The following is a 24767-nucleotide window of genomic DNA, read 5'->3' as shown; positions in this document are numbered from 1 at the left end:
CCCGGCCCCCGGCCTCCGGCCCCCGGCCTCCGGCCCCCGGCCCCCGGCCCCCGGCCTCCGGCCTCGGGCTTCGCCCCGGCCCTTGGTCCCGGCTCCCGGCGCCGGACTTCGCCCCAATCCCCAGTCCCCGGCTCCCGACCCGGGCTTCACCCCGACCCCAGGCGGTGGGCTTGGCCACCGGCTCCAGGCCTCGGACTTCGCCCCGACCCCCAGTCCCCGGCTCTCGGGCGTCCCCGGCTCCCGAGCGCCGGGCTTCATCCCCACCCCCGGCGGTGGGCCTTGCCACTGGGGCCGGCCGTGGGTCTCGCCCGGCCCTCGACGGTGGGCTTCACCCCTGGCTCACGGGGGCTTGGCCCCGGCGCGCCCCGAGGGCTTCGCCCACACGCTCGGGGTGGGCTCCGCCCCGGCCCCGGCCTCTCGCCGTGGGCTTCGCCCGGCTCCCGGCTCCCGGCTCCCGGCTCCCGGCTCCCGGCTCCCGGTTCCGGTTCCCGGGCTTCGCCCCGATCCCGGCCCGGGCTTTACCCCGGCCCTCGACGGTGGGCATCGCCACCAAGTCCGGCCCCTGGGTCTCGCCCCGGCCTCCCGGCCCAGGGCCGCGACCCCGGCCCTGCCCCCGGGCAGCGGGTTTCGCCCCGTACCCTCGACCGGGGGGTCGGCCCCTTGCCCTGGGGGGTTTGCCTCGCGCCCTCGACGCTTGGCGTCTCCCAGGCTCCCGGGGGTTCGCCCCAGCCCACCCCGAGGGCTTCGCCCACACCCTCGGGGTGGGCTCCGCCCCGGCCCCCGGCCCCGGCCCCCGGCCCCGGCCCCCGGCCCCGGCCTCTCGCCCCGGGCTTCGCCCCGGCCCCCGGTTCCCGGCCCCCCGGCTTCGCCCCGGCTCCCGATCCCGGGCTTCACCCCGACCCCCTGCTGTGGGCTCCGCCCCGGCGGCGGGCCCCGACCCTGGCCCCGCCCCCGGGCGGCGGGCTTTGCCCCGTGCCCTCGGCGGGGGCTCGGCCCCTCTTGCCCCGGGGGCTTCGCCTCGCACCCTCGACGGTGGGCTCCGCCCCAGGCCCCCGGGGGCTTGGCCCCGGCCCATACCCGGGTGCCTGCACCGCCCTCCGGGGTGCTTAGCCCCGGCTTCCGGCCGTGGGCTCACACCCCGGCATCCGGCCGGTGGGCTTCGCCCGTGCCCTCGGGGTGAGGTCCGCCCCCGGCCCCCCGAGGGGCTTCGCCCCCCGACCCCGGGGGACTTCGCGCCGGGGCCCCCGCCTCCGGCCCCGAGGGGCTTCGCCCCGGCCCCCGGGGGGCGGGGGCGGCCCGAGGAGCCGGAATCCGCCCGGTGTGCGCCCCCGCGTCGCGTGGCGGTGGGGCTCCGTAGACTGGGGTCCGTGAGTGAGCTCCCCCCGCACGACGACAGCAGCGAGTCCGATCCGCTCGATTCCTTCGACGAGATCGTCGCGCACGAGACCGAGCGCGACCCGGACCTCGCGGTGATCGAGGCCGGCAGCCGCACCCTGCGCACCCAGGGCGGCCTGCCGCAGTCGGACGTACCGACGCGCCCGGCCGACCCCGAGACGGACAAGGCGCTGCGCGAGGTCGAAGCCGAGCTCGCCACGCGCTGGGGCGAGACGAAGCTGGAGCCGTCGGTCGCCCGCATCAGCGCGCTGATGGACGTCCTGGGCGAGCCCCAGCGCGCGTACCCCTCCATCCACATCACGGGCACGAACGGCAAGACGTCCACGGCCCGCATGATCGAGGCGCTGCTCGGCGCCTTCGAGCTGCGCACCGGCAGGTACACCAGCCCGCACGTCCAGTCCGTCACCGAGCGCATCAGCCTGGACGGCGCGCCGGTCTCCGCCGAGCGGTTCATCGAGGCGTACGAGGACATCAAGCCCTACGTCGAGATGGTCGACGCCCGGCAGGAGTACCGCCTGTCCTTCTTCGAGGTGCTGACCGGCATGGCCTACGCGGCCTTCGCGGACGCCCCCGTGGACGTGGCCGTGGTCGAGGTGGGGATGGGCGGCAGCTGGGACGCCACCAACGTCATCGACGGCGACGTCGCCGTGATCACCCCCATCGACCTGGACCACACGGACCGGCTCGGCTCCACCCCCGGCGAGATCGCCCAGGAGAAGGGCGGCATCGTCAAGCAGGGCGCCACCGTGATCCTGGCCCAGCAGCCGGTCGACGCGGCCCAGGTGCTGCTGAAGAAGGCGGTCGAGGTCGACGCCACCGTGGCCCGCGAGGGCCTGGAGTTCGGCGTGGTCGCCCGCCAGGTCGCCGTCGGCGGCCAGTTGCTGACCCTGCGCGGACTGGGCGGGGAGTACGAGGAGGTCTTCCTCCCGCTGCACGGCGCGTACCAGGCGCACAACGCGGCCGTCGCGCTCGCCGCGGTGGAGGCGTTCTTCGGGGTGGGCGCCGCCCAGTCCCAGGCCCTCGACATCGACACCGTCCGCAAGGCCTTCGCCTCGGTCACCGCGCCGGGCCGGCTGGAGGTCGTGCGCCGCTCGCCGACCGTCGTCCTGGACGCCGCGCACAACCCGGCGGGCGCCCGCGCCACGGCCGAGGCCGTCAGCGAGGTCTTCGACTTCAGCCGGCTGATCGGCGTGGTCGGCGCCAGCGGCGACAAGAACGTGCGCGAGCTGCTGGAGGCCTTCGAGCCGATCTTCGCCGAGGTCGTCGTCACCCAGAACTCCAGCCACCGCGCCATGGACGCGGACGAACTGGCCGGCATCGCCGTCGAGGTGTTCGGCGAGGACCGCGTCCAGGTGGAGCCGCGCCTGGACGACGCGCTGGAGGCGGCGATCACCCTCGCGGAGGAGGAGGGCGAGTTCGCCGGCGGCGGCGTCCTCGTCACCGGCTCCGTCATCACCGTCGGCGAGGCCCGACTGCTCCTGGGGAGGGGCTGACCCGTGCGTACGCTCTGTGCATCGACCCTGATCGGCGAGTTCTTCGTGATCGGCTTCGCCGGTTTGGTCGCCATGAAGGACCCGGACCTCGACGTCGCCACGGTCTGGACGGTCAGCGGCATCGCCATGGCGCTGTGCGTGCTGTTCTGCGGCGTGATCACCCGGCCCGGCGGCCTCCAGCTCGGCTGGGCCCTGCAGGTCGCCCTGATCGCCTCCGGCTTCGTCGTCCCGACCATGTTCTTCATGGGCGCGGTCTTCGCGGCCCTGTGGTGGGCCTCCATCCACTACGGACGCAAGATCGACGAGGCGAAGGCAGCCCGCTTCGCCGCCCAGAGCGGCACGAGCAGCCCGTCCGGTGCCTGACCGGTCCCGGCGCCTGACCGGTCCCGGCTTCCGGGGCCCGCGCCGCGCCCCGTGACGTACCGACAGCGGCGCGCGGCGCGGGCCCCGGAGAGCCCGCCCCCGGTGCCCGAGCGTGACCGGCGCCGGACCCCTCGGTCACCGTGGCAGCGGGGTCCCTGTCCCGCAGGGCCTCAGCGGCCCTCCGGGGCAGGGCCCTGCCTGACACTGAGTAACGTCCCCTCCGAGCGGCCCTGTAGCCTCTGAGCCCGCACACCATGTGATCGAAGGAGCCACCACCGTGAGCCAGCGCACCCTCGTCCTGCTCAAGCCGGACGCCGTCCGTCGCGGCCTGACCGGCGAGATCATCAGCCGTATCGAGCGCAAGGCCGGCTGGCAGATCACCGCGCTGGAACTGCGGACCCTGGACCAGGACACGCTGGAGCAGCACTACGGCGAGCACAAGGGCAAGCCCTTCTACGAGCCGCTCGTCGCCTTCATGGCGTCCGGCCCGATCGTGGCTCTCGTCGTCGAGGGCGAGCGCGTCATCGAGGGCGTCCGCGCCCTGGCCGGCCCGACCGACCCGATCGCCGCCGCGCCCGGGTCCATCCGGGGCGACTTCGGAGTCATCGTCCGGGAGAACCTGATCCACGCCTCCGACTCCGAGGAGTCCGCCGAGCGTGAGCTGAAGATCTTCTTCCCCGGCCGGGCCTGACCTCCCGCCGCGCCGGGCGCCCGGCGCGGAGTTGGCTGTCCGGGGGAGCCGCCGGGCCGCCGCACGGAACGATCTTTTTTCTGACGGCACGTCAGCCGAAGGGCCGATTCGGGCGGGGGCGGCCGGAGTATTTCGGCCGTCCTCCGGCATATGCGTGCCGATCGGGGGAACGCATGCCCCCGATGGCCCGTCTCCAGAAGCGAGGCGACTCGTCATCTGCTGAGAATTGGCGAAGACCCTCGCGCAGTGTTCGTGCAGGCGCGTCTACGATGGAAGCCTTCACGTCACAGCACCCACCTCGCCGTCCTAAAAAGCCATCAAAAGCTCCACTTGGGAAGGCCAGACGAATCCTGATGGGGAACTCAATGTCGTTCATCGGCCGTGACATGGCTGTCGACCTCGGGACCGCCAACACGCTGGTGTACGTCAGGGGTCGCGGGATCGTTCTCAACGAGCCGTCCGTCGTCGCGATCAACACCAACACCGGTGGCATCCTCGCGGTCGGCGCGGAAGCGAAGAAGATGATCGGGCGGACCCCGGGCAACATCGTCGCCGTGCGTCCGCTGAAGGACGGCGTCATCGCCGACTTCGAGATCACCGAGCGCATGCTCCGCTACTTCATCCTGAAGATCCACAAGCGGCGCTACCTCGCTCGTCCTCGCGTCGTCGTCTGTGTGCCCTCGGGCATCACGGGCGTCGAGCGCCGCGCCGTCATCGAGGCGTCGTCCCAGGCGGGCGCCCGCCAGGTGCACATCATCGAGGAGCCCATGGCCGCCGCCATCGGCTCCGGCCTGCCGGTCCACGAGGCCACGGGCAACATGGTGGTGGACATCGGCGGCGGCACCACGGAGGTCGCCGTCATCTCGCTCGGCGGCATCGTCACCGCCCAGTCCATCCGCGTCGCGGGTGACGAGCTGGACAACGCGATCATCCAGCACATCAAGAAGGAGTACAGCCTCCTCCTCGGTGAGCGGACGGCCGAGCAGATCAAGATCACGATCGGCTCCGCGTACGACCTCGACAATGACGAACACACCGAGATCCGCGGCCGGGACCTGGTCTCCGGCCTGCCGAAGACCGTGGTCATCTCCGCCGCCGAGGTCCGCAAGGCCATCGAGGAGCCGGTCAACGCGATCGTCGACGCCGTGAAGACGACGCTCGACAAGTGCCCGCCCGAGCTCTCCGGTGACGTCATGGACCGCGGAATCGTTCTGACCGGCGGCGGAGCCCTGCTGCGCGGTCTGGACGAGCGGCTGCGCCGGGAGACCGGCATGCCGATCCACATCGCCGAGGACCCGCTGGACAGCGTGGCGCTCGGTTCCGGCAAATGCGTCGAGGAGTTCGAGGCGCTCCAGCAGGTTCTGGACGCCCAGCCCCGGCGATGACACGACACTTCGATTCCGCCGTACGAGACGATCCCTTCTCGTACGGCGGATCGTTGATATAGAGGCATAAGCTCCCCCAAGACGCCCGGTGTTGACCAGGGCGTCCGTCAACGAATTCCCGAACAATTCCGACGAGGAAGGCACGGCCGCCGCACGTGAGGGACACGAAAGAGAGCCGGCTGCTCCTGGTGCTGCTGATCGCCATCGCGTTCGCGTTGATCACGGTGGACATCCGCGGTGGGGAGGACTCACCGGTCGAGGGTGCCCGGCACGCCGCGGCCACCGTCTTCGGTCCGATCGAGAACGGGGTCGCCTCCGCCGTCGACCCCGTGGGCAACGCGGTCGCCGCCGTCCGCGACTCGGGCGACCGACACGACCGCATCGCCCAGCTCGAGAACGACAACGCGGCGTTGAAGGCCAAGCTCGGCAGCGACGACCGCAACCGCAGCCGGGTCAAGCAGCTGGACAAGATGCTCAAGACGGCCGGCGCCGGCCAGTACGGCATCAAGGGCGCCCAGGTCATCGCCATAGGAGCGGCCCAGGGCTTCTCCTGGACCGTCACCATCGACGTCGGCGCGAACGACGGCATCAAGCGCGACATGACCGTCCTGAACGGCGACGGCCTGGTCGGACGGGTCACCACCGTCGGCCCGAACACGGCGACCGTACTGCTCGCCAACGACCCCGACTTCACCGTCGGCACGCGCATGGAGTCCACCGACGAACTCGGCTTCGCCGACGGGCAGGGCGACCGCCCGCTGCGCGTCCAGCTCCTCAACGGCAAGGCCAAGGTGGCCAAGGGGGACCGGCTGGTCACCTTCGGCTCGCAGGCCGACAAGCCGTTCGTGCCCGGCGTCCCGGTCGGCGTGATCTCCCGTGTCGACCCCTCCGGCGGCGACCTGACCCGCACGGTCTACGTGAGGCCCTTCGTCTCGTTCACGAAGCTCGACATCGTCGGCGTCGTCGTGGAGGCCCCGCGCAAGGACCCGCGCGACGAGGTGCTCCCGGCCAAGCCCAAGCCCACCCCCACGCCGACGGTGACCGTGACGGTCACCCCCTCGGCGGACGCGCCCGTCGACGGCCAGCAGCAGTAGGAGCCGAATCCCATGCGTTTCAACCGGATGCTGCTCTCCGCCACCCTGGTGGTCGTCGCCCTGGTGATCCAGGTGAGCGTCCTCGCCCGGCTGCATCTCCCCGGCGCCGTCCCCGACCTGGCGCTCCTCACCGTCCTCGCCCTCGCCCTGGTCTACGGCCATGTCGGCGGCGCCCTCGTCGGGTTCGGCGCCGGCCTGCTCGCCGACCTGGCGCCGCCCGCCGACCACGCCGCCGGCCGCTACGCCCTCGTGCTCTGCGTCATCGGCTACCTCGCCGGACTGGCCAAGCCGGAGAACGGCCGGCTCAAGTCGGCGACCGGCCCGATGGCCGTCGTCGTCGCGGCGGCGGTCGGCTCGACCCTGCTGTACGCGGGAGTCGGCGCCCTCGTCGGCGACACGGCAGCCCGCCATGTCGGCCTGGGCAGCCTGCTGTTCACCGCCGCCCTGTACGACCTGCTGCTCGCCCCCTTCGTGGTGCCCGGCCTGATGGCCCTCGCCCGGCGCGCCGAGAACGACCCGCTCGCCGACACCAACGCCGCCAAGGCGGCCGACGTCTCCGCGGGCTGGCTCTCCTCCGGCACCGGACTGCGCATCGGCAGTCAGCGCAGCGGCCTGCGCGTCAAGGCGGCCCGTGCGCGCGTCGCCCGCGCCGGACGCATCAAGGGGGTCAAGCGGCTGTGAGGAAGCGTCAGCAAGGGGAGCGGACGCCCGCACGGGCGGGGCAGCCCGCCGGCCGCGCCGTCCACGCGCACAGGCGGGCCGTGTACACGTACCACTCGTCCACACACTGAGAGGGGGAGGCAGCCGCAGTGACCAACATCCCCGAGACCGGCCGGACCCCACGGGTCCAGATCCGGCTCGTCGTCATCCAGATCCTCGTGCTCTCCCTCCTCGGGACCCTCGGCGGACGGCTCTGGTACCTCCAGATCCGCAACGGCGACGAGTACGCCAAGGAGGCTTCCGGCAACCACGTCCAGCAGGTCGTGCAGCCCGCCGTGCGCGGCTCGATCCTGGACGCGCGCGGAGTCCCGATCGCCGACAACGAGACCCGGCTGGTCGTCTCCGCCTCGCGCACCGACCTGCTGAAGATGAAGGACGACGGCAAGGGCGTTCTCACCAAGCTCGCCGACGTGCTGGGCATGAAGCCCAAGGACGTCATCGAGAAGGTCCGGCTGTGCGACGCCAAGACGCCCCAGCCGTGCTGGAACGGCTCGCCGTACCAGCCGATCCCCATCACCGACGAGGCCACGCCCAAGCAGGCCCTGCAGATCCGTGAGCGCTCCGAGGACTTCCCCGGCATCACCGCCGAGCCGGAGGCCGTCCGCCGCTACGCCGCCCCGGGCAAGGCCAACACCGCGCAGGTGCTCGGCTATCTCTCCCCGGTCACCGACGAGGAGATCACGAAGGCCAAGGACACCGACTCGCCGTATCTGCGCAGCGACCAGGTCGGCCGCTCCGGTCTGGAGCGCCAGTACGACAAGCAGCTGCGCGGCAAGGCGGGCGTCACCCGCTACGAGGTCGACAACCTCGGCCGTGTCATCGGCAAGGCGGAGAGCGACGCGGCCCAGCCCGGCGCGAACGTCGTCACCAGCATCGACTCCCGGGTGCAGCGCATCGCCGAGTACGAGCTCAACGAGGCGATGAAGACCGCCCGTACCGAGTTCGACAAGAACACCGGCGAGAACTACAAGGCGGACGCCGGCGCGATCGTCGTCATGGAGGCCAGGACGGGCCGGGTCGTCGCCATGGCGTCCAACCCGAGCTACGACCCGAACGCCTGGGTCGGCGGCATCTCCGGCAAGGACTACGCGCGCCTGACCGGCAAGAAGTCCAACTACCCGCTGCTCAACCGCGCCATCCAGGGCCAGGCGGCGCCCGGCTCCATCTTCAAGGTGATCCCGACCACCGCCGCCGTGAACGCCGGCTACCCCTTCGACGGCAACTACGAGTGCTCCAGCTCGTACAACCTCGGCGGCCAGGTCTTCAAGAACTTCGAGTCCAAGGGATACGGCTCGATCAGCCTCGGCCGGGCCCTGGAGGTCTCCTGCGACACCGTCTTCTACCGGCTCTCGCACCAGGAGTGGCAGAAGGACGGCGGCAACAAGCCGAAGAAGCACCCCAACGACTGGTTCTACAAGACCGCCCACCAGTTCGGCCTCGGCAAGGAGACCGGCATCGACCTCCCCAACGAGGTCACCGGCCGCGTCCCCGACCGCCAGTGGAAGCAGAACTACTGGAAGGCCAACAAGGACGCCTGGTGCAAGACCGGCAAGAAGGACGGCGACTACGTCCAGAAGATCGCGTACGAGAACTGCCTCGAAGGCAACAAGATGCGCGCCGGTGACGCGGTCAACTACTCCATCGGCCAGGGCGACACGCTCGTGACCCCGATCCAGATGGCCACGATCTACGGCGCCATCTCCAACGGCGGCACCCTGTACGACCCGACGGTCGGCAAGGCCATCGTGAGCGCCGACGGCAAGGACGTGCAGGAGATCAAGCCCTCCTCGCACGGCAAGTTGCCGATGACGCGGAAGACGCGCGACGAGATAGACGGTGCCCTCGCGGGAGTCGCGACCCGCGGTACGGCCGCCTGGCGATTCGGCGGCTGGCCGCAGGACGAGATCCCGATGCACGCCAAGACGGGTACGGCCGAGGTCTACGGCAAGCAGACGACCTCGTGGTTCGCCACGTACACCAAGGACTACACGGTCGTCATGACCATCTCCCAGGGTGGTACGGGCTCCGGCGCCTCCGGCCCCGCCGTGCGCAAGGTCTACAACGCGCTGTACGGCGTCTCCGAGGACGGCGCGATCGACAAGAAGCGGGCGCTGCTGCCCACCCCGCAGAAGACCCTGCCGAAGATCCAGCCGGACGGCTCGATCGACGCCCCGAAGGTCTCCCCGGACCCGGTCAAGGACCAGCAGGCGAGCGAGGAGGACCAGCCCGCCGGCACGGACCCGGACCAGCCCGCCGGCACCACCGCCCCGCCCGACCCGACCAACCGCGACACCCGCAGGCGCTCCACCCGCCCGCGCAAGCGGCAAAGGACCCTCGCATGACCGGCGCGCGCACCGACCAGGGAAGGCTCACATGACCGGCACGAACGGCTTCTCCGTGTCCGGCTACGGGCCCGAGCGCGCCGGCTGGACGCGGCTGTTCGCCCGCGATTCGCTGGCCCGCCGGCTCGACTGGCCGATACTCCTGTCCGCCATCGCGCTCTCGCTGATCGGCACGGCCCTCGTCTACTCGGCGACCCGCAACCGCACCGAGATCAACCAGGGCGACCCGTACTACTTCCTGATCCGCCATCTGATGAACACCGGCATCGGCTTCGCGCTGATGATCGGCACCGTCTGGCTCGGCCACCGCACCCTGCGCACCGCGGTGCCGATCCTCTACGGCATCTCGGTGTTCCTGATCCTGCTCGTGCTGACCCCGCTCGGCGCGACGGTCAACGGCGCCCACGCTTGGATCGTCCTCGGCGGCGGCTTCTCGCTCCAGCCCTCCGAGTTCGTGAAGATCACGATCATCCTGGGCATGGCGATGCTGCTCGCGGCCCGGGTCGACGCGGGCGACAAGCCCTACCCCGACCACCGCACGGTGCTGCAGTCGCTCGGCCTGGCCGCCGTGCCGATACTGATCGTCCTGCTGATGCCGGACCTCGGCTCGGTCATGGTCATGGTCATCATCGTGCTCGGCGTGCTGCTCGCCTCCGGAGCCTCCAACCGCTGGGTCTTCGGCCTCATCGGCACCGGCGCCCTCGGCGCCGTCGCCGTCTGGCAGCTGCACATCCTCGACGAGTACCAGATCAACCGCTTCGCGGCCTTCGCCAACCCCGAGCTCGACCCGGCGGGCGTCGGCTACAACACCAACCAGGCGCGCATCGCCATCGGTTCCGGCGGCCTCTTCGGCACCGGCCTCGGCCACGGCTCGCAGACCACCGGCCAGTTCGTCCCCGAACAGCAGACGGACTTCGTCTTCACGGTCGCGGGCGAGGAGCTCGGCTTCGTCGGCGCCGGACTGATACTGCTGCTGCTCGGCGTCGTCCTGTGGCGCGCCTGCCGCATCGCCCGCGAGACGACGGAGCTGTACGGCACGATCGTCGCCGCCGGCATCATCGCCTGGTTCGCGTTCCAGTCGTTCGAGAACGTCGGCATGACCCTCGGCATCATGCCGGTCGCCGGTCTGCCCCTGCCGTTCGTCTCGTACGGCGGATCGTCGATGTTCGCGGTCTGGGTGGCCGTCGGACTCCTCCAGTCGATCCGGGTGCAGCGGCCGATGTCGGCCTAGCGCCGCCCGACGACCTCCGGCGCGACCCGTCGGAAGGAACACACAGGTGGCCGAGCGGGGCCGGGGACGGACTGCCCCCGGCCCCGATTCGCGTCTAGATTCGTTTCATGGCGGACACGAAGCGCGAGATCGAGCGGAAGTACGAGGGACCCGCGGCCGGCGGCGGTGCGGGCCTGCCGGACCTGACGGCCGTCCCCGGCGTCGGGAGCGTCGTCGGCAGAGGCGTCGACGAACTCGACGCCACCTACTACGACACGGCCGACCAGCTCCTGGCGGCCTCCTCCATCACCCTGCGCCGCCGCACCGGAGGCGCCGACGCGGGCTGGCACCTGAAACTGCCGGTGGCGGAGGGGGTGCGTGACGAGATCCACGCCCCGCTCGCCGACTCCGTGCCGGCCGCCCTGTCCTCGCTCGTCCGCTCCCGCGTCCGGGACGCCGCGCTCGTCCCCGTCGTACGCCTGCGCTCCTCCCGCGACGTCCGCCACCTGCTGGACGCCGACGGAGCCCTGCTGGCCGAGGTCAGCGTCGACCGGGTGCGCGCCGAGCGGCTCAGCGGCGGCAAGGGCACGGCCCAGTGGACCGAGATCGAGGTGGAACTCGCCGACGACGGCGACCCCGCCTTCCTCGACAAGGTCGAGAAGAAGCTGCGCAAGGCGGGACTGCACCGCTCCGCATCGCCCTCCAAGCTGGCCCGGGCCCTGACGGAGACCGGAGCCGGCGTCCGGCGCCCCTCGGGCGGACGCCCCGCGGCCCGGCCCCCGGTGACCGCGGGCGACCACGTCCTCGCCTACGTACGCGAACAGCGCGACGCCCTGGTCGAGCTGGACCCCGCCGTCCGCCGCGACCAGCCCGACGCCGTGCACCAGATGCGCGTCGCCACCCGCCGCCTGCGCAACACCCTGCGCTCGTTCGACAACGTCCTGGACCGCAAGGTCACCGACCCCGTCCGCACCGAGCTGAAGTGGCTCGCGGGGGAGCTGGCCGGGGACCGTGACCAGGAGGTGATCACCAAGCGCCTCACCTCGGCCCTGGACGACCTCCCCGGGTCGCTGCGCTCCGGACCCGTGCGCAACCGCCTGCGCACCTGGTCGCGGGCCCGCCACTCCGGCTCCCGGCAGCGGCTGACCGAGGCGCTCGACGGGCGGCGCCACCTCTACCTGCTGGGCGCCCTGGACGCCCTGGTCAGCGATCCGCCGCTGCACAAGGCGGCCGCCGGCAAGCCGAAGAAGGTGCTCGCCGAGGCCATCCGCAAGGACCTCGACAAACTCGGGAAACTGGTCGACCGGGCGGTCTCGCTGCCGCCGGGCCGGGACCGGGACATCGCGCTGCACGAGGCCCGCAAGAAGGCCAAGCGCACGCGGTACGCCGCCGAGGCCGCGGTGCCCGCCCTGGGCAAGCCCGCCGAGGCCACCGCCAAGGCCATGAAGTCCCTGACCAAGCTGCTCGGCGACCACCAGGACAGCGTGATGGCCCGCGAAGCCCTGCGGGACCTCGCCGAGAAGGCGCAGGCCGCCGGTGAGAGCTCGTTCACGTACGGCGTGCTCTACGCCCGTGAGGAGCGGCGGGCGGCGGCCGACGAGGACGCGCTGCGGGGCGCGTGGCGGAAGGCCGGGCGCAAGGCGGCGTTCTGAGCGTGCGGGGGCACCTCCCGGCCGCGTTAGGCTAGATGGTCACCCTTCCCCCAGCTTTTTTCGGCCGGGGGTGCCCCCAGTCAGCTCACGAAGGTTCGCGATGCCTGCCGAATCGGTCTTCCCGCAGCTCGAAGCTCTGCTCCCGCATGTGCAGAAGCCGATCCAGTACGTCGGCGGAGAGCTCAACTCCACGGTGAAGCCCTGGGACGCCTGCGACGTCCGCTGGGCCCTGATGTACCCCGACGCCTACGAGGTCGGACTCCCCAACCAGGGCGTCATGATCCTCTACGAGGTGCTGAACGAGCGCGAGGGCGTCCTCGCCGAGCGCACCTACAGCGTGTGGCCGGACCTCGAGGCGCTGATGCGCGAGCACGAGGTCCCGCAGTTCACCGTGGACAGCCACCGCCCGGTGAAGGCCTTCGACGTGTTCGGCCTGTCCTTCTCCACGGAGCTGGGCTACACGAACATGCTGACCGCCCTGGACCTCGCGGGGATCCCCCTGGAGTCCAGGGACCGCACGCTGGACGACCCGATCGTCCTCGCCGGCGGCCACGCGGCCTTCAACCCCGAGCCGATCGCGGACTTCATCGACGCGGCGATCATCGGCGACGGCGAGCAGGCCGTGCTCGACATGACGGACATCATCCGCGCCTGGAAGGCTGAGGGCCGTCCCGGCGGCCGCGAGGAGGTCCTCCTGCGCCTCGCGAAGACCGGCAACGTCTACATCCCGGCCTTCTACGACGTCGAGTACCTGCCGGACGGCCGCATCGCCCGCGTCGTGCCGAACAGGTCCGGCGTCCCGTGGCGCGTCTCCAAGCACACGGTGATGGACCTCGACGAGTGGCCCTACCCGAAGCAGCCCCTGGTGCCCCTCGCGGAGACCGTCCACGAGCGGATGTCGGTGGAGATCTTCCGCGGCTGCACGCGCGGCTGCCGCTTCTGCCAGGCCGGCATGATCACCCGCCCGGTGCGCGAGCGCTCCATCACCGGCATCGGCGACATGGTCGAGAAGGGCCTCAAGGCGACGGGCTTCGAGGAGGTCGGCCTCCTCTCGCTCTCCTCCGCCGACCACTCGGAGATCGGCGACATCGCCAAGGGTCTGGCGGACCGGTACGAGGAGGACAAGATCGGCCTGTCCCTCCCCTCCACCCGCGTCGACGCCTTCAACGTCGACCTGGCCAACGAGCTGACCCGCAACGGCCGCCGGTCGGGCCTCACGTTCGCCCCCGAGGGCGGCTCCGAGCGCATGCGCAAGGTCATCAACAAGATGGTCTCGGAGGAGGACCTGATCCGCACGGTCTCCACGGCGTACGGCAACGGCTGGCGGCAGGTGAAGCTGTACTTCATGTGCGGTCTGCCCACCGAGACCGATGAGGACGTCCTGCAGATCGCGGACATGGCGATGAACGTCATCGCCGAGGGCCGCAAGGTCTCCGGCCAGAACGACATCCGGTGCACGGTGTCGATCGGCGGCTTCGTGCCCAAGCCGCACACCCCGTTCCAGTGGGCGCCGCAGCTGAGCGCCGAGGAGACGGACGCCCGCCTCACCAAGCTCCGCGACAAGATCCGCGGCGACAAGAAGTACGGCCGCTCCATCGGCTTCCGCTACCACGACGGCAAGCCCGGCATCGTCGAGGGCCTGCTGTCCCGCGGTGACCGCCGGATCGGCGCCGTCATCCGCGCCGTCTACGAGGACGGCGGCCGCTTCGACGGCTGGCGCGAGCACTTCTCGTACGACCGCTGGATGGCCTGCGCGGACAAGACGCTGCCCGCCTTCGGGGTGGACGTCGACTGGTACACCACGCGTGAGCGCACCTACGAGGAGGTCCTGCCCTGGGACCACCTGGACTCGGGCCTCGACAAGGACTGGCTCTGGGAGGACTGGCAGGACGCCCTCGACGAGACCGAGGTCGAGGACTGCCGCTGGACCCCGTGCTTCGACTGCGGCGTGTGCCCGCAGATGGACACGCAGATCCAGATCGGCCCGACGGGCAAGAAGCTGCTGCCGCTGACGGTCAAGAACGCGGCGCCGTCGCCCGCGTCGAGCGGCCACGTGCACTGACACCAGCGGGACCGCCGGGACGGCCGGTCATCCGAGCGACGCGTTCGCCCGGGTGACCGGCCGTTCCGCTGTCCGGCACAGGCCGCGTACCCGCTCCCGAGTCGAACTTTTCCGGCTTTCTGGAACGAATGATCGACAATGTGACGGTCCGGACTGTTACGTGTATTTCCGGCCACCGGCGCGGAGCGTGCGGGGTGTGCGGCAGGGGCGTGGGCGGAGCTGGAAACCGCTTCCACGGTGATCTACGGGGATGGGTGTGGGTGCCACGGGGTCGGCGTCCCCGGGTGGGCCTGATTGGTTGAACGTTGCATCTGACGGTCACGGAAATGTCCGCATACGGCAACACCAAGCGGGACACCTGCCGCCCGGCCCGGGGCGCGGCAAAGCTGTGGGTCCTCGGCACTCGCCGGGAACGCACATCGCCTCTTTCGGCCGGTCAGGGCCGGCCGACGGGGCCCCACAGTTGGGGGACGTTCATGTCTTCTCGCTCCACTCGCCGTATCGCCGCCGCGGTTCTCGCGGCGGGCGCCGCCCTCGGCGCGGCAGCCATGCCGGCCACCGCGGACAGCGGCCATCAGCGTGCCCGTGTGGTCATCAGCGGCGTGCAGTACGACTCGCCGGGCCACGACAACTTCTCCAACCGCTCCCTGAACAAGGAGTGGGTCGACATCACCAACAACGGGCGGCACAGCGTCAACCTCGACGGCTGGACCCTGCGTTCGCGGGACGGCGACACCTACCGGTTCCGCCACTTCCGCCTGGACGGCCGCAGCACCGTCCGCGTCCACACCGGATACGGCGACGACAACCGCCACGACGTCTTCCAGGACCGCCGCGACTACGTGTGGGACAACCGCTCCGACACGGCCACCCTGCGCAACGACCGCGGACGTTTCATCGACGACGAGTCCTGGGGCCGTAACTGGGGCGGCGGGGGTCACCACGGCGGCGGCAACCACCACGGCGGCGGCAACCACCACGGTGGCGGCAACCAGCACGGCGGTGGCGACCACCACGGCGGCGACCACCGTCGCTGACCCCGGCCGGCGCGGCCCCCTCGGGGGCCCGACGCCCGCTTGACCGGTAGCGGTGTCCCGGACGGCTCCCACAGCCGCCCGGGACACCGCTTTCGGCGTTCGGCGGGTCCCGGACGGCGGCCGGCGGGACCGTCGCCGCCGTCACCGCATCCAAACGGCCTGCCGGGGCGTCTATCCCGGTATGGATCTGGAGAAGTCCGCCGTCGGGCGGCCCGCCGAGCGGGACGTGTCTCGGGGTGAGGGGTGCCTGACCGTCGCCATCCGCATCCCGGTACGGATCGTGGTGCTCGTCCTGGTGGTGCCGGTGCGGATGGTCTGGGACGCGCTGGTCGTCGGCGGCAGGTTCCTCCGGGACACCGTGCTGCGTCCGGTGGGGCGGGCTCTCGCGTGGCTGGCGTGGGCGATGTTCGTCTGGCCCTGGTCGGCGCTGTGGCGCTACTTGGTGGTGCCGGTCGGCAGGGGACTCGGATGGCTCGCGTACCGGCTGCTCGTGGTGCCCGCCGAATGGCTGTACCGCACCGTGCTGACGCCCGTCGGACGTGCGGCCGTCTGGGCGGTGCGCGGCGCCGGAGCCGTGCTCGTGTGGTTCTTCGGCGGTCTGTGGGCCGGCGTGACCTTGCTGTACGCGCGGGTGCTGACGCCCATCGGACACGGGGCCGCCTGGCTGGTGCGGGGGATCGGTCTCGTCCTCGCGACGGTCGCCGTCGGTGTCTGGACCGCCCTCACCGCGCTCGTGCGTTATCTGGCGGTCGTACCGGCGCTGTGGCTGTACGCGCGGGTGCTGACGCCCCTCGGGCACGCCGTCGCCTGGCTCGTGCGGGGGATCGGCCTGGTCCTCGCGGCGGTCGCCGTCGGTGTCTGGACCGCCCTCACCGCGCTCGTGCGCTACCTGGTCGTCGTACCCGCGCTGTGGCTTTACGAGTGGATCCTCACGCCCGTCGGACACGGGATCGCCTGGGCGGCGCGAGGTCTCGTGTGGCTCGTACGGATGATCTTCGTGGGGATCGGCGCCGCGCTCTACTGGACGCTGCGGATCCTGTTCGTGCTGCCCGCCCTCGCCCTGTGGCGGTGGGTCCTCGCACCCGTCGGCCGTGCTCTGGTCGTCGTCGGCAGGGAGATCGCCGAGGCGCTCGGCCACGCCTGGCGCGTCGCCGGCCGGATCTCGCTCACCGTCGGGCGCTTCCTCGCCCGGCTGTTCCGGTGGATCTTCGTGGAGCCGGTGCGCTGGGCGTACCGGAGCGTGCTCACCCCCGTGGGCCACGCGGTCCGCGACACGGTCCTGCGCCCCGCCGCCGAGGCCGCCCGCGTCGCGCGCCGCACGGCGCGGCAGGCGCTCACCTCCGCCCGCGAGTCCGTCCGGCAGGCCCGCGCCGACGTGCGCCGGATGCTCTTCGGAGCGCCGCCCGAGCGGCAGACGGTGGCCCGGCGGGAACCGGCGGCCGGTGAGACACGTACTCTAGGTAGCAGTACGACCGCTCTCACGAAGGACTGAACGACACTGGGCAAGCGACAGCCCGAAGGCCCGCCGCCCGCACCCGCGGTGCAGCGCATCCGACTGCGCTACACCAAGCGCGGCCGCCTCCGGTTCACCAGCCACCGTGACTTCCAGCGCGCCTTCGAGCGTGCGTTGCGCCGTGCCGAGGTGCCGATGGCGTACTCGGCGGGGTTCACGCCACACCCGAAGGTGTCGTACGCCAATGCCGCACCCACCGGCACGGGCAGCGAGGCGGAGTACCTGGAGATCGCGCTCACCGAGGCGCGTGACCCGGACAGGCTGCGCGAGCTCCTCGACGAGTCGCTGCCCACCGGGCTCGACATCACCGAGGCGGTCGAGGCCCGCACGTCGGGACTCGCCGACCGGCTCACCGCGTCCGTGTGGGAGCTGCGCCTCGACGGCGTGACCCCCGAGGACGCCCGGCGCGCGGTCGACGCCTTCAACGCGGCGGAGACCGTCGAGGTGCAGCGCAGGACCAAGAACGGGATGCGCACCTTCGACGCCCGCGGCGCCGTCGCCGGACTGGAGGCCCACAGCCCCGGCTCCGAGGCGTCCGCCCCAGCGGACGGGGCACACGGTCCACAGGCTGATAGGCCGACGGACCAGCCCTGTGCGATACTGCGCCTGGTTGTTCGGCACGTGACGCCTGCCGTTCGACCCGACGACGTCCTGTCCGGTCTCCGCGCCGTGGCCGACCTGGCGCCGCCGGTCGCCGCAGCGGTGACCAGGCTGGCGCAGGGGCTGTTCGATGAAGAGACCGGCACGGTGACCGACCCGCTCGCGCCCGACCGCGAGGCAGCTATGGCCGCCCCGGCCGATCGCCCAGGGGTCGCCGGCACTGCCACCGCGAAGGCGCCGGTGCCGGAAGGTTCCGCGTAGGACGGATGTCGTAGCGCCGCCCTGGTACTCGGGAGCCACCTGGGTCGGGCAGCGCACCGACCACAAGACTTTCGCCAGGCCGTACGCACACATGGCGTACGGAACCGGCGAGACAGGACACAGAGAGCTCCCGTGCGGCGCCCGCGCCCCGGACGGCGGCACCGCGCATCGCGCGAGCCGCGGACGTCACCGGATTCATCCGGACCAGGCGCGGCGCCCGGGAGCCTGACGGGAGATCCACCCGCATGCTCGAGCCGACCGAACCCGCCGAGCCCACCACGGGCTCCGCCGACAACAACAGCCCCAGCGACACGCTGCCGCCGCGACGCCGTCGCCGCGCCGCCTCGCGTCCCGCGGGCCCGCCGTCCGCCGCCTCCGAGGCCGCGGCCGAGACCACCGCGCCGGCCATACCGGCCGCGTCGTCCGCCGGGCTCGCCACGGAAGACACCGTGACCGACACCGGCGCGGACACCGCCGAGGTCGAGGAGACCGAGGACGAGACGGCGGCCGAGACCGCCGCCACCGACGCCGAGGCACCCGCTGCCGCCGAGGACGCCGCCCCGCGCCGCGCCCGGCGTCGTGCCACCCGGCGCGCGACCGCCCCCGTCGCCACCCCCGCGACCGACGCCGAGGCGGAGACCGTGGTCCCCGCCGTCGCCGCGTCCGAGGCACCGGCGCCCGCCGCCGAGGCCCCGTCCGTGACCGAGCAGGCCGACGAGTCCGCCGAGGACACCGCCCCGCGCCGTTCCCGCCGCCGCGCCACCCGCCGGGCCTCCGCACCCGCCGGCGCCCCGGCCCCGGCCGCTGAGGCCGACACCGCGGATGCCGAGGCCGAGACGCCCGCCGAGGCGCCCGCCCCTGTCGAGGAGGCCGCCCCCACCCGCCGTACCCGGCGCCGCGCTACCGCGCCCGTCCGTACGGTCGAGACGGCCCCGGCCCCCGACGAGGACACCGTCACCCCGGCGGACGAGGCTCCCGCCGCCGAGCCGGCCGAGTCCCCCGAGCCGGTGGAGCCGGCCGAGGACGCCGGCCCCCGCCGTTCCCGGCGTCGCGCCACCCGGCGCGTCACCACGCCCGCCGGCGCACCCGAGGGTGCCGCCGCCGACGAGCGTGCGGAGGCGCCCGTGACCAGCGAGCCCGTGGCCGAGGCCGCCGAGGCCGAGCAGCCCGCCGCCGAAGCCGTGTCCGCCCCGGCCGAGGAGGACGCCGGCCCGCGCCGCGGCCGCCGCCGCGCCACCCGCAAGGCCGCCGCCGGCTTCTCGGCCCCCGCGCCGAGGACCGACGAGGGCGAGTCCACGCGACGGCCCGCGCGCCCCGCCGTGGCCGTCTTCCAGGCGCCCGTCTTCGCCGAGCCGATGTTCCAGACCCCCGAGCGAGCCGCCGCCGCCGCTGCCGCCGAGGCCGCGGAGGAGCCGGAGCAGGAGCCCGCCGAGGAGCTCACGGAGACGGTCGAGACCGTCGAGGAGCCGACCGGCGCGCGCCGCCGCCGTCGCCGCCGCGGCGCCGACCCGGAGCCCGCCGCCGAGCAGGCCGCGCCCGAGCCGGAGCCCGAGGAGGCCGTCGACGAGGAGGAGTCCGCCGAGGACGCCACCGAGGGCGACGACACCGAGGAGACCGGTTCCCGCCGTCGCCGCCGCCGTGGTGGCCGTCGCCGTCGCCGCGGTGAGGCCAGCGACTCCGACACCGAGTCCGGTGACGACGAGTACGCCGACGAGCAGGCCGCGCAGGACACCGAGGACACCGCCGAGCGGTCCGCCGAGGACGCCGAAGACGCCGAGGACGCCGACGAGCGCGAGGAGCAGGGCGGTTCCGGCTCCAGCAGCAGCCGTCGCCGCCGTCGCCGCCGCCGTCGTGCCGGTGACTCGGGCACCGAGGCCGAGACCGGCGACTCGGACCCCGAGCGCACGGTCGTCAAGGTCCGCGAGCCGCGCCCCAAGCGGGAGGAGCGGACCGGTGACGCCTCCGACGAGGTGCAGTCCATCAAGGGCTCGACCCGCTTGGAGGCCAAGAAGCAGCGCCGCCGCGAGGGCCGCGAGCAGGGCCGCAGGCGTGTCCCGATCATCACCGAGGCCGAGTTCCTGGCCCGCCGCGAGGCCGTCGAGCGCGTGATGGTCGTCCGCCAGAGCGGCGAGCGCACCCAGATCGGCGTCCTCGAGGACAACGTGCTCGTCGAGCACTACGTCAACAAGGAGCAGTCGACGTCGTACGTCGGCAACGTCTACCTGGGCAAGGTCCAGAACGTGCTGCCGTCGATGGAGGCCGCCTTCATCGACATCGGCAAGGGCCGCAACGCCGTCCTGTACGCCGGTGAGGTCAACTTCGAGGCGCTGGGCATGGCCAACGGGCCGCGGCGCATCGAGTCTGCGCTGAAGTCCGGCCAGTCGGTGCTCGTCCAGGTGACGAAGGACCCGATCGGCCACAAGGGCGCCCGGCTCACCAGCCAGGTCTCCCTCCCGGGCCGTTACCTCGTGTACGTGCCCGAGGGCTCGATGACCGGCATCAGCCGCAAGCTGCCCGACACCGAGCGCGCGCGCCTGAAGACCATCCTCAAGAAGATCGTCCCCGAGGACGCGGGCGTCATCGTGCGCACCGCCGCCGAGGGCGCGAGCGAGGACGAGTTGCGCCGTGACGTGGAGCGCCTCCAGGGCCAGTGGGAGGACATCCAGAAGAAGGCGAAGAGCGGCAACGCCCCGACCCTGCTGTACGGCGAGCCGGACATGACCGTCCGCGTCGTCCGCGACATCTTCAACGAGGACTTCACCAAGGTCATCGTCAGCGGTGACGAGGCCTGGGAGACCATCCACGGATACGTCTCCCACGTGGCCCCCGACCTGACCGACCGGCTGTCGAAGTGGACCTCCGAGGTCGACGTCTTCGCGACGTACCGGATCGACGAGCAGCTGATGAAGGCGCTGGACCGCAAGGTCTGGCTGCCCAGCGGCGGTTCGCTGGTGATCGACAAGACCGAGGCCATGATCGTGGTCGACGTCAACACCGGTAAGTTCACCGGCCAGGGCGGCAACCTGGAGGAGACCGTCACCAGGAACAACCTGGAGGCGGCCGAGGAGATCGTGCGTCAGCTGCGGCTGCGCGACCTGGGCGGCATCGTCGTCATCGACTTCATCGACATGGTCCTGGAGTCCAACCGGGACCTGGTGCTGCGGCGCCTGCTGGAGTGCCTGGGCCGCGACCGGACGAAGCACCAGGTGGCCGAGGTCACCTCGCTGGGCCTGGTCCAGATGACCCGCAAGCGCGTCGGCCAGGGCCTGCTGGAGTCCTTCTCGGAGACCTGCGTCCACTGCAACGGCCGCGGCGTCATCGTGCACATGGAGCAGCCGACCACCGCGGGTGGCGGCGGCAAGCGCAAGAAGCGCGGCCGTGGCGGTGCCGAGCACACGCACGAGCACGAGCACGAGGTGGTGGCCGCGGAGCCCACGGAGACCGCCGAGGCCGTCGAGACGGAGACCGAGGCGGAGGTGGCCGCGGAGGCCGCCGCGCCGGCCGCGCTCCCCGCTCCCGAGTTCCAGCCGGACGAGGAGCTGTACAGCAGCGCCGCCGAGGCGGAGGCCGCCGCGTCCCGGGGCCGTTCGCGGCGCCGGGCGACCCGGCGGGCCTCGGCTCCGGCGGGTGCGCCGCGGGGCGAGGAGAGGGCTCCCCGCTCGCGCGGCGAGGAGCGTGCTCCCAAGTCCCGGGACGCCGCCGAGGCGGAGCCCGTCGCCATGGAGGACCCGGTCGTCGAGGCGCCCGAGGTGCCCGAGGCTCCGGTGGAGAACCCGGTGGAGCTCGCTCCGGCGCAGGAGGTCCCCGCTCCGGAGGAGGCCGCTCCGCAGGGCCGTACGCGCCGTCGGGCGACCCGCAAGGTGTCGGCCCCGGCCGGTTCGCCGAAGGCGGCCGACGAGGCCGAGGCGGTGACCGTCGCGGTCGCCCCGCAGCCCGCCGCCGCCCCGGAGCCCGTGTCCGAGCCGGTGGCCCAGCCGCCGGCCGCCGAGCAGGCCGAGGCGCCCGCGGAGAGCGCCGCCCCGGCCCGTCCGCGCCGCCGTGCCGTCCGCAAGGCGACCGCGCCCACCGCGTCCGAGGAGGCGGCCGTCGTGGTCGTCCCGTCGGCCGCCCCCGAGGCGTCCGCACCGGAGGCGTCCGAGGCCGGGGCACCGGCGGAGGAGCCGGCGGAGGAGTCGGCCCCGGCGAAGAAGACGGCCCGCAAGACGGCCAAGAAGGCGACCGCGAAGAAGGCGGCCACCACCAAGAAGACCGCGGCCAAGAAGACGGCCGCGAAGAAGACGACGGCCAAGAAGGCGACGGCCAAGAAGACGGCCGCCAAGTCGACGGCGAAGAAGACCGCGGCGGCGGAGCAGACGGTGTCCACCGTCACGGCCTCCGCCTCCACCGACGACGACTGAGCCGAGGACCGAGCCGGCCGGGGCCCGTAGCCTCGGCCGCACGCCCCCTGCCCGGCGGTGTCACCGCCGCCGCGGGGGGCGTGCGTGTTCGTCAAGGCGCCGACAGGGCAGGAGGGGTGACGTAGCGACGGATTTTTTGTCCGTCCTGACGGGGTTTCAGGGCTTCTCCCCTCCCGCCCGCACCCCCCGCCACTTGGAACACGAACAGCTACGTGTAAAACTCATGCAGTCACACGTATGAGCCCACGGGCCGTGGTTGGGGAGACCGCTTGCTCGTGTCAGGGAGGGGATTTCATGGCGCGCGTGCGCCTGACGGGCACGGGGCGGCACCGCGCTGTGAAGCCGGTCAAGGGAGGACGCCAGGCCGTCGCGCTGGCGACGGTGCTGTCGGCGGCGGGGGTCCAGGCGGTCGCGGCCACCGGTACGGCCCAGGCGACGGGCAACCCGACCTGGACCGAGGGCCCGATCTTCAACGACCCGCTGGGCACCACGGACCAGCAGTACGCGATCCGCACCCGACTGATCGAGCTGACCAACGCGGCGCTGCCCGGCTCGGTCATCAAGGTCGCGGTCTACCACGTCTGGGAGGCGTCGGTCGTCAACGCCCTCGTGGCCGCCAAGGACCGCGGTGTCAACGTCCAGGTCCTGCTCGACGAGTCGAGCATCAGCGACCGGCCGACCAACACCTCGTACAGCACGCTGGCCGCCGGCCTCGGCACCGACCGCACGAAGGGCTCGTACGTCAGCACGTGCCCGGCCAACAAGTCTTGTCTCGGCGACCCGAAGTTCGGGCAGTCGATCATGCACAACAAGTTCTGGCTGTTCTCCGCGGTCCAGGGCGCCACGAACGTGGTCGTGGAGACGACGTCGAACTCGACGCCGTCCGCGCACACGCGCTTCTTCAACGACGCGCTGCTGCTGCCGAACAACCCGACGATGTACGACGCCTACTCGGACTACTTCGACACGATGGTGGGCCGGGACTGGGCGTCCTGGAACTACCGCACCGTCAGCAACGGCCTGTACAAGGCGTACTTCTTCCCACGCGAGGGCAACACCCGGGACACCGACACCGTCTACTCGGTGCTCAACAACGTCCAGTGCTCCTACAAGGACACCGCCGGCGTCACGCAGAAGACCAAGGTCCGGGTCGCGATCTTCAAGCTGACCCGGATGGCGATCGCCGAGAAGCTGGTCTCGCTGCAGAAGGCGGGCTGCTCGGTCAGCGTCGTGTACGCGGAGACGGACAGCGCCAAGAGCTCCGGCGGCACCAAGGGCACGTGGGAGATGCTGCACACCACCGGCGGCCCCTCGGTGCGCTGCTACAACGACGACCGGGACCCGCTGAACCCCGGACAGAAGCTCACGACGCCGTTCATCATCCACTCCAAGTACATCCTCGTCGACGGCATGTACGACGGCGTGCGGAACAAGGTCAGCTTCACCGGCTCCGGGAACTACACCGGGCCCGCCCTGCGCGAGAACGACGAGTCGATCGTCAAGGTCGACGACGACGCCGTGCACGACATGTACCGGACCCACTTCGACCGGGTGCGCGCGGTCGCGTACCCGGGCGCCTCCGACGCCACGGACCTGTGCCGGGGCGTGAAGCCGCTCCCGGACGACGGCGAGAAGCCGACCACGTGACGTGTGAGGCGGTGACGGGGCCGGGCCTGGTTTGACCCTTTCGGCTGTGGCCCCGTAACCTTGACCGTCGGCGTGTCCCCTGGCGCGCCGCATCCCCGTAAACCTCTTCCTCCCGGCGCTCCGCGCTTCGGGAGAGGCCGCTCGCGCAAGCGTGCGGCTGGACTGCGGGGTCCCGATCCGAGTGAGAGAGAGATCCGCGTGTACGCCATCGTGCGCAGCGGTGGTCGCCAGCACAAGGTTGCTGTCGGCGACATCGTTGAGGTTGACAAGATTTCCACTGCCAAGGTTGGCGACACGGTCGAGCTCTCGACCCTGCTCGTTGTCGACGGCGACGCCGTGACGAGTGACCCCTGGGTCCTCGCCGGCATCAAGGTCCAGGCCGAGATCGTGGACCACCACAAGGGCGCGAAGATCGACATCCTTCGCTACAAGAACAAGACCGGCTACCGCCGTCGTCAGGGCCACCGCCAGCAGTACACGGCGATCAAGGTCACTGAGATCCCCGCGGCTGCGAAGTAAGGGACTGAGGAGAGATGGCACACAAGAAGGGCGCATCGTCCACTCGGAACGGTCGCGACTCCAATGCTCAGCGGCTCGGCGTGAAGCGCTTCGGCGGTCAGGTCGTCAACGCCGGTGAGATCCTGGTCCGCCAGCGTGGCACCCACTTCCACCCCGGCGCCAGCGTCGGCCGTGGCAAGGACGACACGCTGTTCGCGCTGGCCGCCGGTGCGGTGGAGTTCGGTACCCACCGTGGCCGCAAGGTCGTGAACATCGTTCCGGTCGCCTGATCCAGTCCACTTAGGGCGCAGGCTCCGCGGAACAGGTTTTTCGCGAGGCGGACCTCACTTCCCGGTCGGGAAGGCGGGTCCGCCTTTCGCGTGTTACCCAAGAGACATTCCGTACGT

At 72.0% G+C, this 24767-nt stretch carries 17 protein-coding genes; all 17 read left to right on the top strand.

The features are described from left to right. The first annotated feature begins 1367 nt into the window (after nucleotides 1-1367). The 17 genes from ACFYQQ_RS06780 (at nucleotide 1368) to rpmA (ending at nucleotide 24650) form a co-directional block, all read left to right on the top strand. Nucleotides 1368-2888 (top strand): bifunctional folylpolyglutamate synthase/dihydrofolate synthase, encoded by a 1521-nt coding sequence (locus tag ACFYQQ_RS06780; RefSeq protein WP_388903766.1) that lies wholly within the window; start codon nucleotides 1368-1370, stop codon nucleotides 2886-2888. A 3-nt stretch (nucleotides 2889-2891) separates the two neighbouring features. Next, nucleotides 2892-3251: a DUF4233 domain-containing protein gene (locus tag ACFYQQ_RS06775; RefSeq protein ID WP_356168881.1), complete on the top strand. Its 360-nt coding sequence runs from the start codon at nucleotides 2892-2894 to the stop codon at nucleotides 3249-3251. A gap of 277 nt (nucleotides 3252-3528) precedes the next feature. Beyond that, nucleotides 3529-3942, top strand: coding sequence for a nucleoside-diphosphate kinase (gene ndk / locus ACFYQQ_RS06770; protein ID WP_355781966.1), 414 nt, complete (start codon nucleotides 3529-3531; stop codon nucleotides 3940-3942). Between the two features lie 365 nt (nucleotides 3943-4307). Then, nucleotides 4308-5327 (top strand): rod shape-determining protein, encoded by a 1020-nt coding sequence (locus ACFYQQ_RS06765; protein WP_037747701.1) that lies wholly within the window; start codon nucleotides 4308-4310, stop codon nucleotides 5325-5327. Nucleotides 5328-5482: 155 nt separating this feature from the next. Further along, the gene (gene mreC, locus ACFYQQ_RS06760) at nucleotides 5483-6421 is read left to right on the top strand and encodes a rod shape-determining protein MreC (RefSeq protein ID WP_355781962.1); all 939 of its coding nucleotides are present in this window, start codon (nucleotides 5483-5485) and stop codon (nucleotides 6419-6421) included. Nucleotides 6422-6433: 12 nt separating this feature from the next. After that, nucleotides 6434-7102, top strand: a complete 669-nt coding sequence (mreD, locus tag ACFYQQ_RS06755; protein ID WP_355781959.1) for a rod shape-determining protein MreD — start codon at nucleotides 6434-6436, stop codon at nucleotides 7100-7102. Between the two features lie 128 nt (nucleotides 7103-7230). Further along, nucleotides 7231-9483: a penicillin-binding protein 2 gene (gene mrdA / locus ACFYQQ_RS06750; RefSeq protein WP_355781956.1), complete on the top strand. Its 2253-nt coding sequence runs from the start codon at nucleotides 7231-7233 to the stop codon at nucleotides 9481-9483. A gap of 31 nt (nucleotides 9484-9514) precedes the next feature. Continuing rightward, nucleotides 9515-10714: a rod shape-determining protein RodA gene (gene rodA, locus ACFYQQ_RS06745; protein WP_355781953.1), complete on the top strand. Its 1200-nt coding sequence runs from the start codon at nucleotides 9515-9517 to the stop codon at nucleotides 10712-10714. A gap of 107 nt (nucleotides 10715-10821) precedes the next feature. Beyond that, nucleotides 10822-12345 carry a CYTH and CHAD domain-containing protein gene (locus ACFYQQ_RS06740; protein ID WP_355781950.1) on the top strand — a complete coding sequence of 508 codons (1524 nt, stop codon included), beginning with the start codon at nucleotides 10822-10824 and terminating at the stop codon, nucleotides 12343-12345. A gap of 100 nt (nucleotides 12346-12445) precedes the next feature. Next, nucleotides 12446-14407 (top strand): TIGR03960 family B12-binding radical SAM protein, encoded by a 1962-nt coding sequence (locus tag ACFYQQ_RS06735; RefSeq protein WP_356168873.1) that lies wholly within the window; start codon nucleotides 12446-12448, stop codon nucleotides 14405-14407. A gap of 476 nt (nucleotides 14408-14883) precedes the next feature. Next, a complete protein-coding gene (locus ACFYQQ_RS06730; RefSeq protein ID WP_388903761.1) occupies nucleotides 14884-15444 on the top strand; it encodes a lamin tail domain-containing protein in 561 nt (186 codons plus the stop codon). Between the two features lie 181 nt (nucleotides 15445-15625). Next, nucleotides 15626-16936 (top strand): hypothetical protein, encoded by a 1311-nt coding sequence (locus tag ACFYQQ_RS06725; RefSeq protein ID WP_388903759.1) that lies wholly within the window; start codon nucleotides 15626-15628, stop codon nucleotides 16934-16936. A 48-nt stretch (nucleotides 16937-16984) separates the two neighbouring features. Beyond that, nucleotides 16985-17818, top strand: a complete 834-nt coding sequence (locus tag ACFYQQ_RS06720) for a TIGR03936 family radical SAM-associated protein (RefSeq protein ID WP_356237701.1) — start codon at nucleotides 16985-16987, stop codon at nucleotides 17816-17818. A 245-nt stretch (nucleotides 17819-18063) separates the two neighbouring features. Beyond that, nucleotides 18064-22215 (top strand): Rne/Rng family ribonuclease, encoded by a 4152-nt coding sequence (locus ACFYQQ_RS06715; protein ID WP_388903757.1) that lies wholly within the window; start codon nucleotides 18064-18066, stop codon nucleotides 22213-22215. Nucleotides 22216-22509: 294 nt separating this feature from the next. Then, the gene (locus ACFYQQ_RS06710) at nucleotides 22510-23862 is read left to right on the top strand and encodes a phospholipase D-like domain-containing protein (RefSeq protein ID WP_355789654.1); all 1353 of its coding nucleotides are present in this window, start codon (nucleotides 22510-22512) and stop codon (nucleotides 23860-23862) included. Nucleotides 23863-24060: 198 nt separating this feature from the next. Next, nucleotides 24061-24381 carry a 50S ribosomal protein L21 gene (gene rplU / locus ACFYQQ_RS06705; protein WP_119102267.1) on the top strand — a complete coding sequence of 107 codons (321 nt, stop codon included), beginning with the start codon at nucleotides 24061-24063 and terminating at the stop codon, nucleotides 24379-24381. A gap of 14 nt (nucleotides 24382-24395) precedes the next feature. Next, a complete protein-coding gene (gene rpmA / locus ACFYQQ_RS06700) occupies nucleotides 24396-24650 on the top strand; it encodes a 50S ribosomal protein L27 (protein ID WP_006374707.1) in 255 nt (84 codons plus the stop codon). Nucleotides 24651-24767 lie beyond the last annotated feature (117 nt).

This window comes from Streptomyces sp. NPDC005496 (assembly GCF_042872045.1).
Taxonomy (GTDB): Bacteria; Actinomycetota; Actinomycetes; order Streptomycetales; family Streptomycetaceae; genus Streptomyces.
This window is presented reverse-complemented; position numbering and strand designations above follow the sequence as displayed.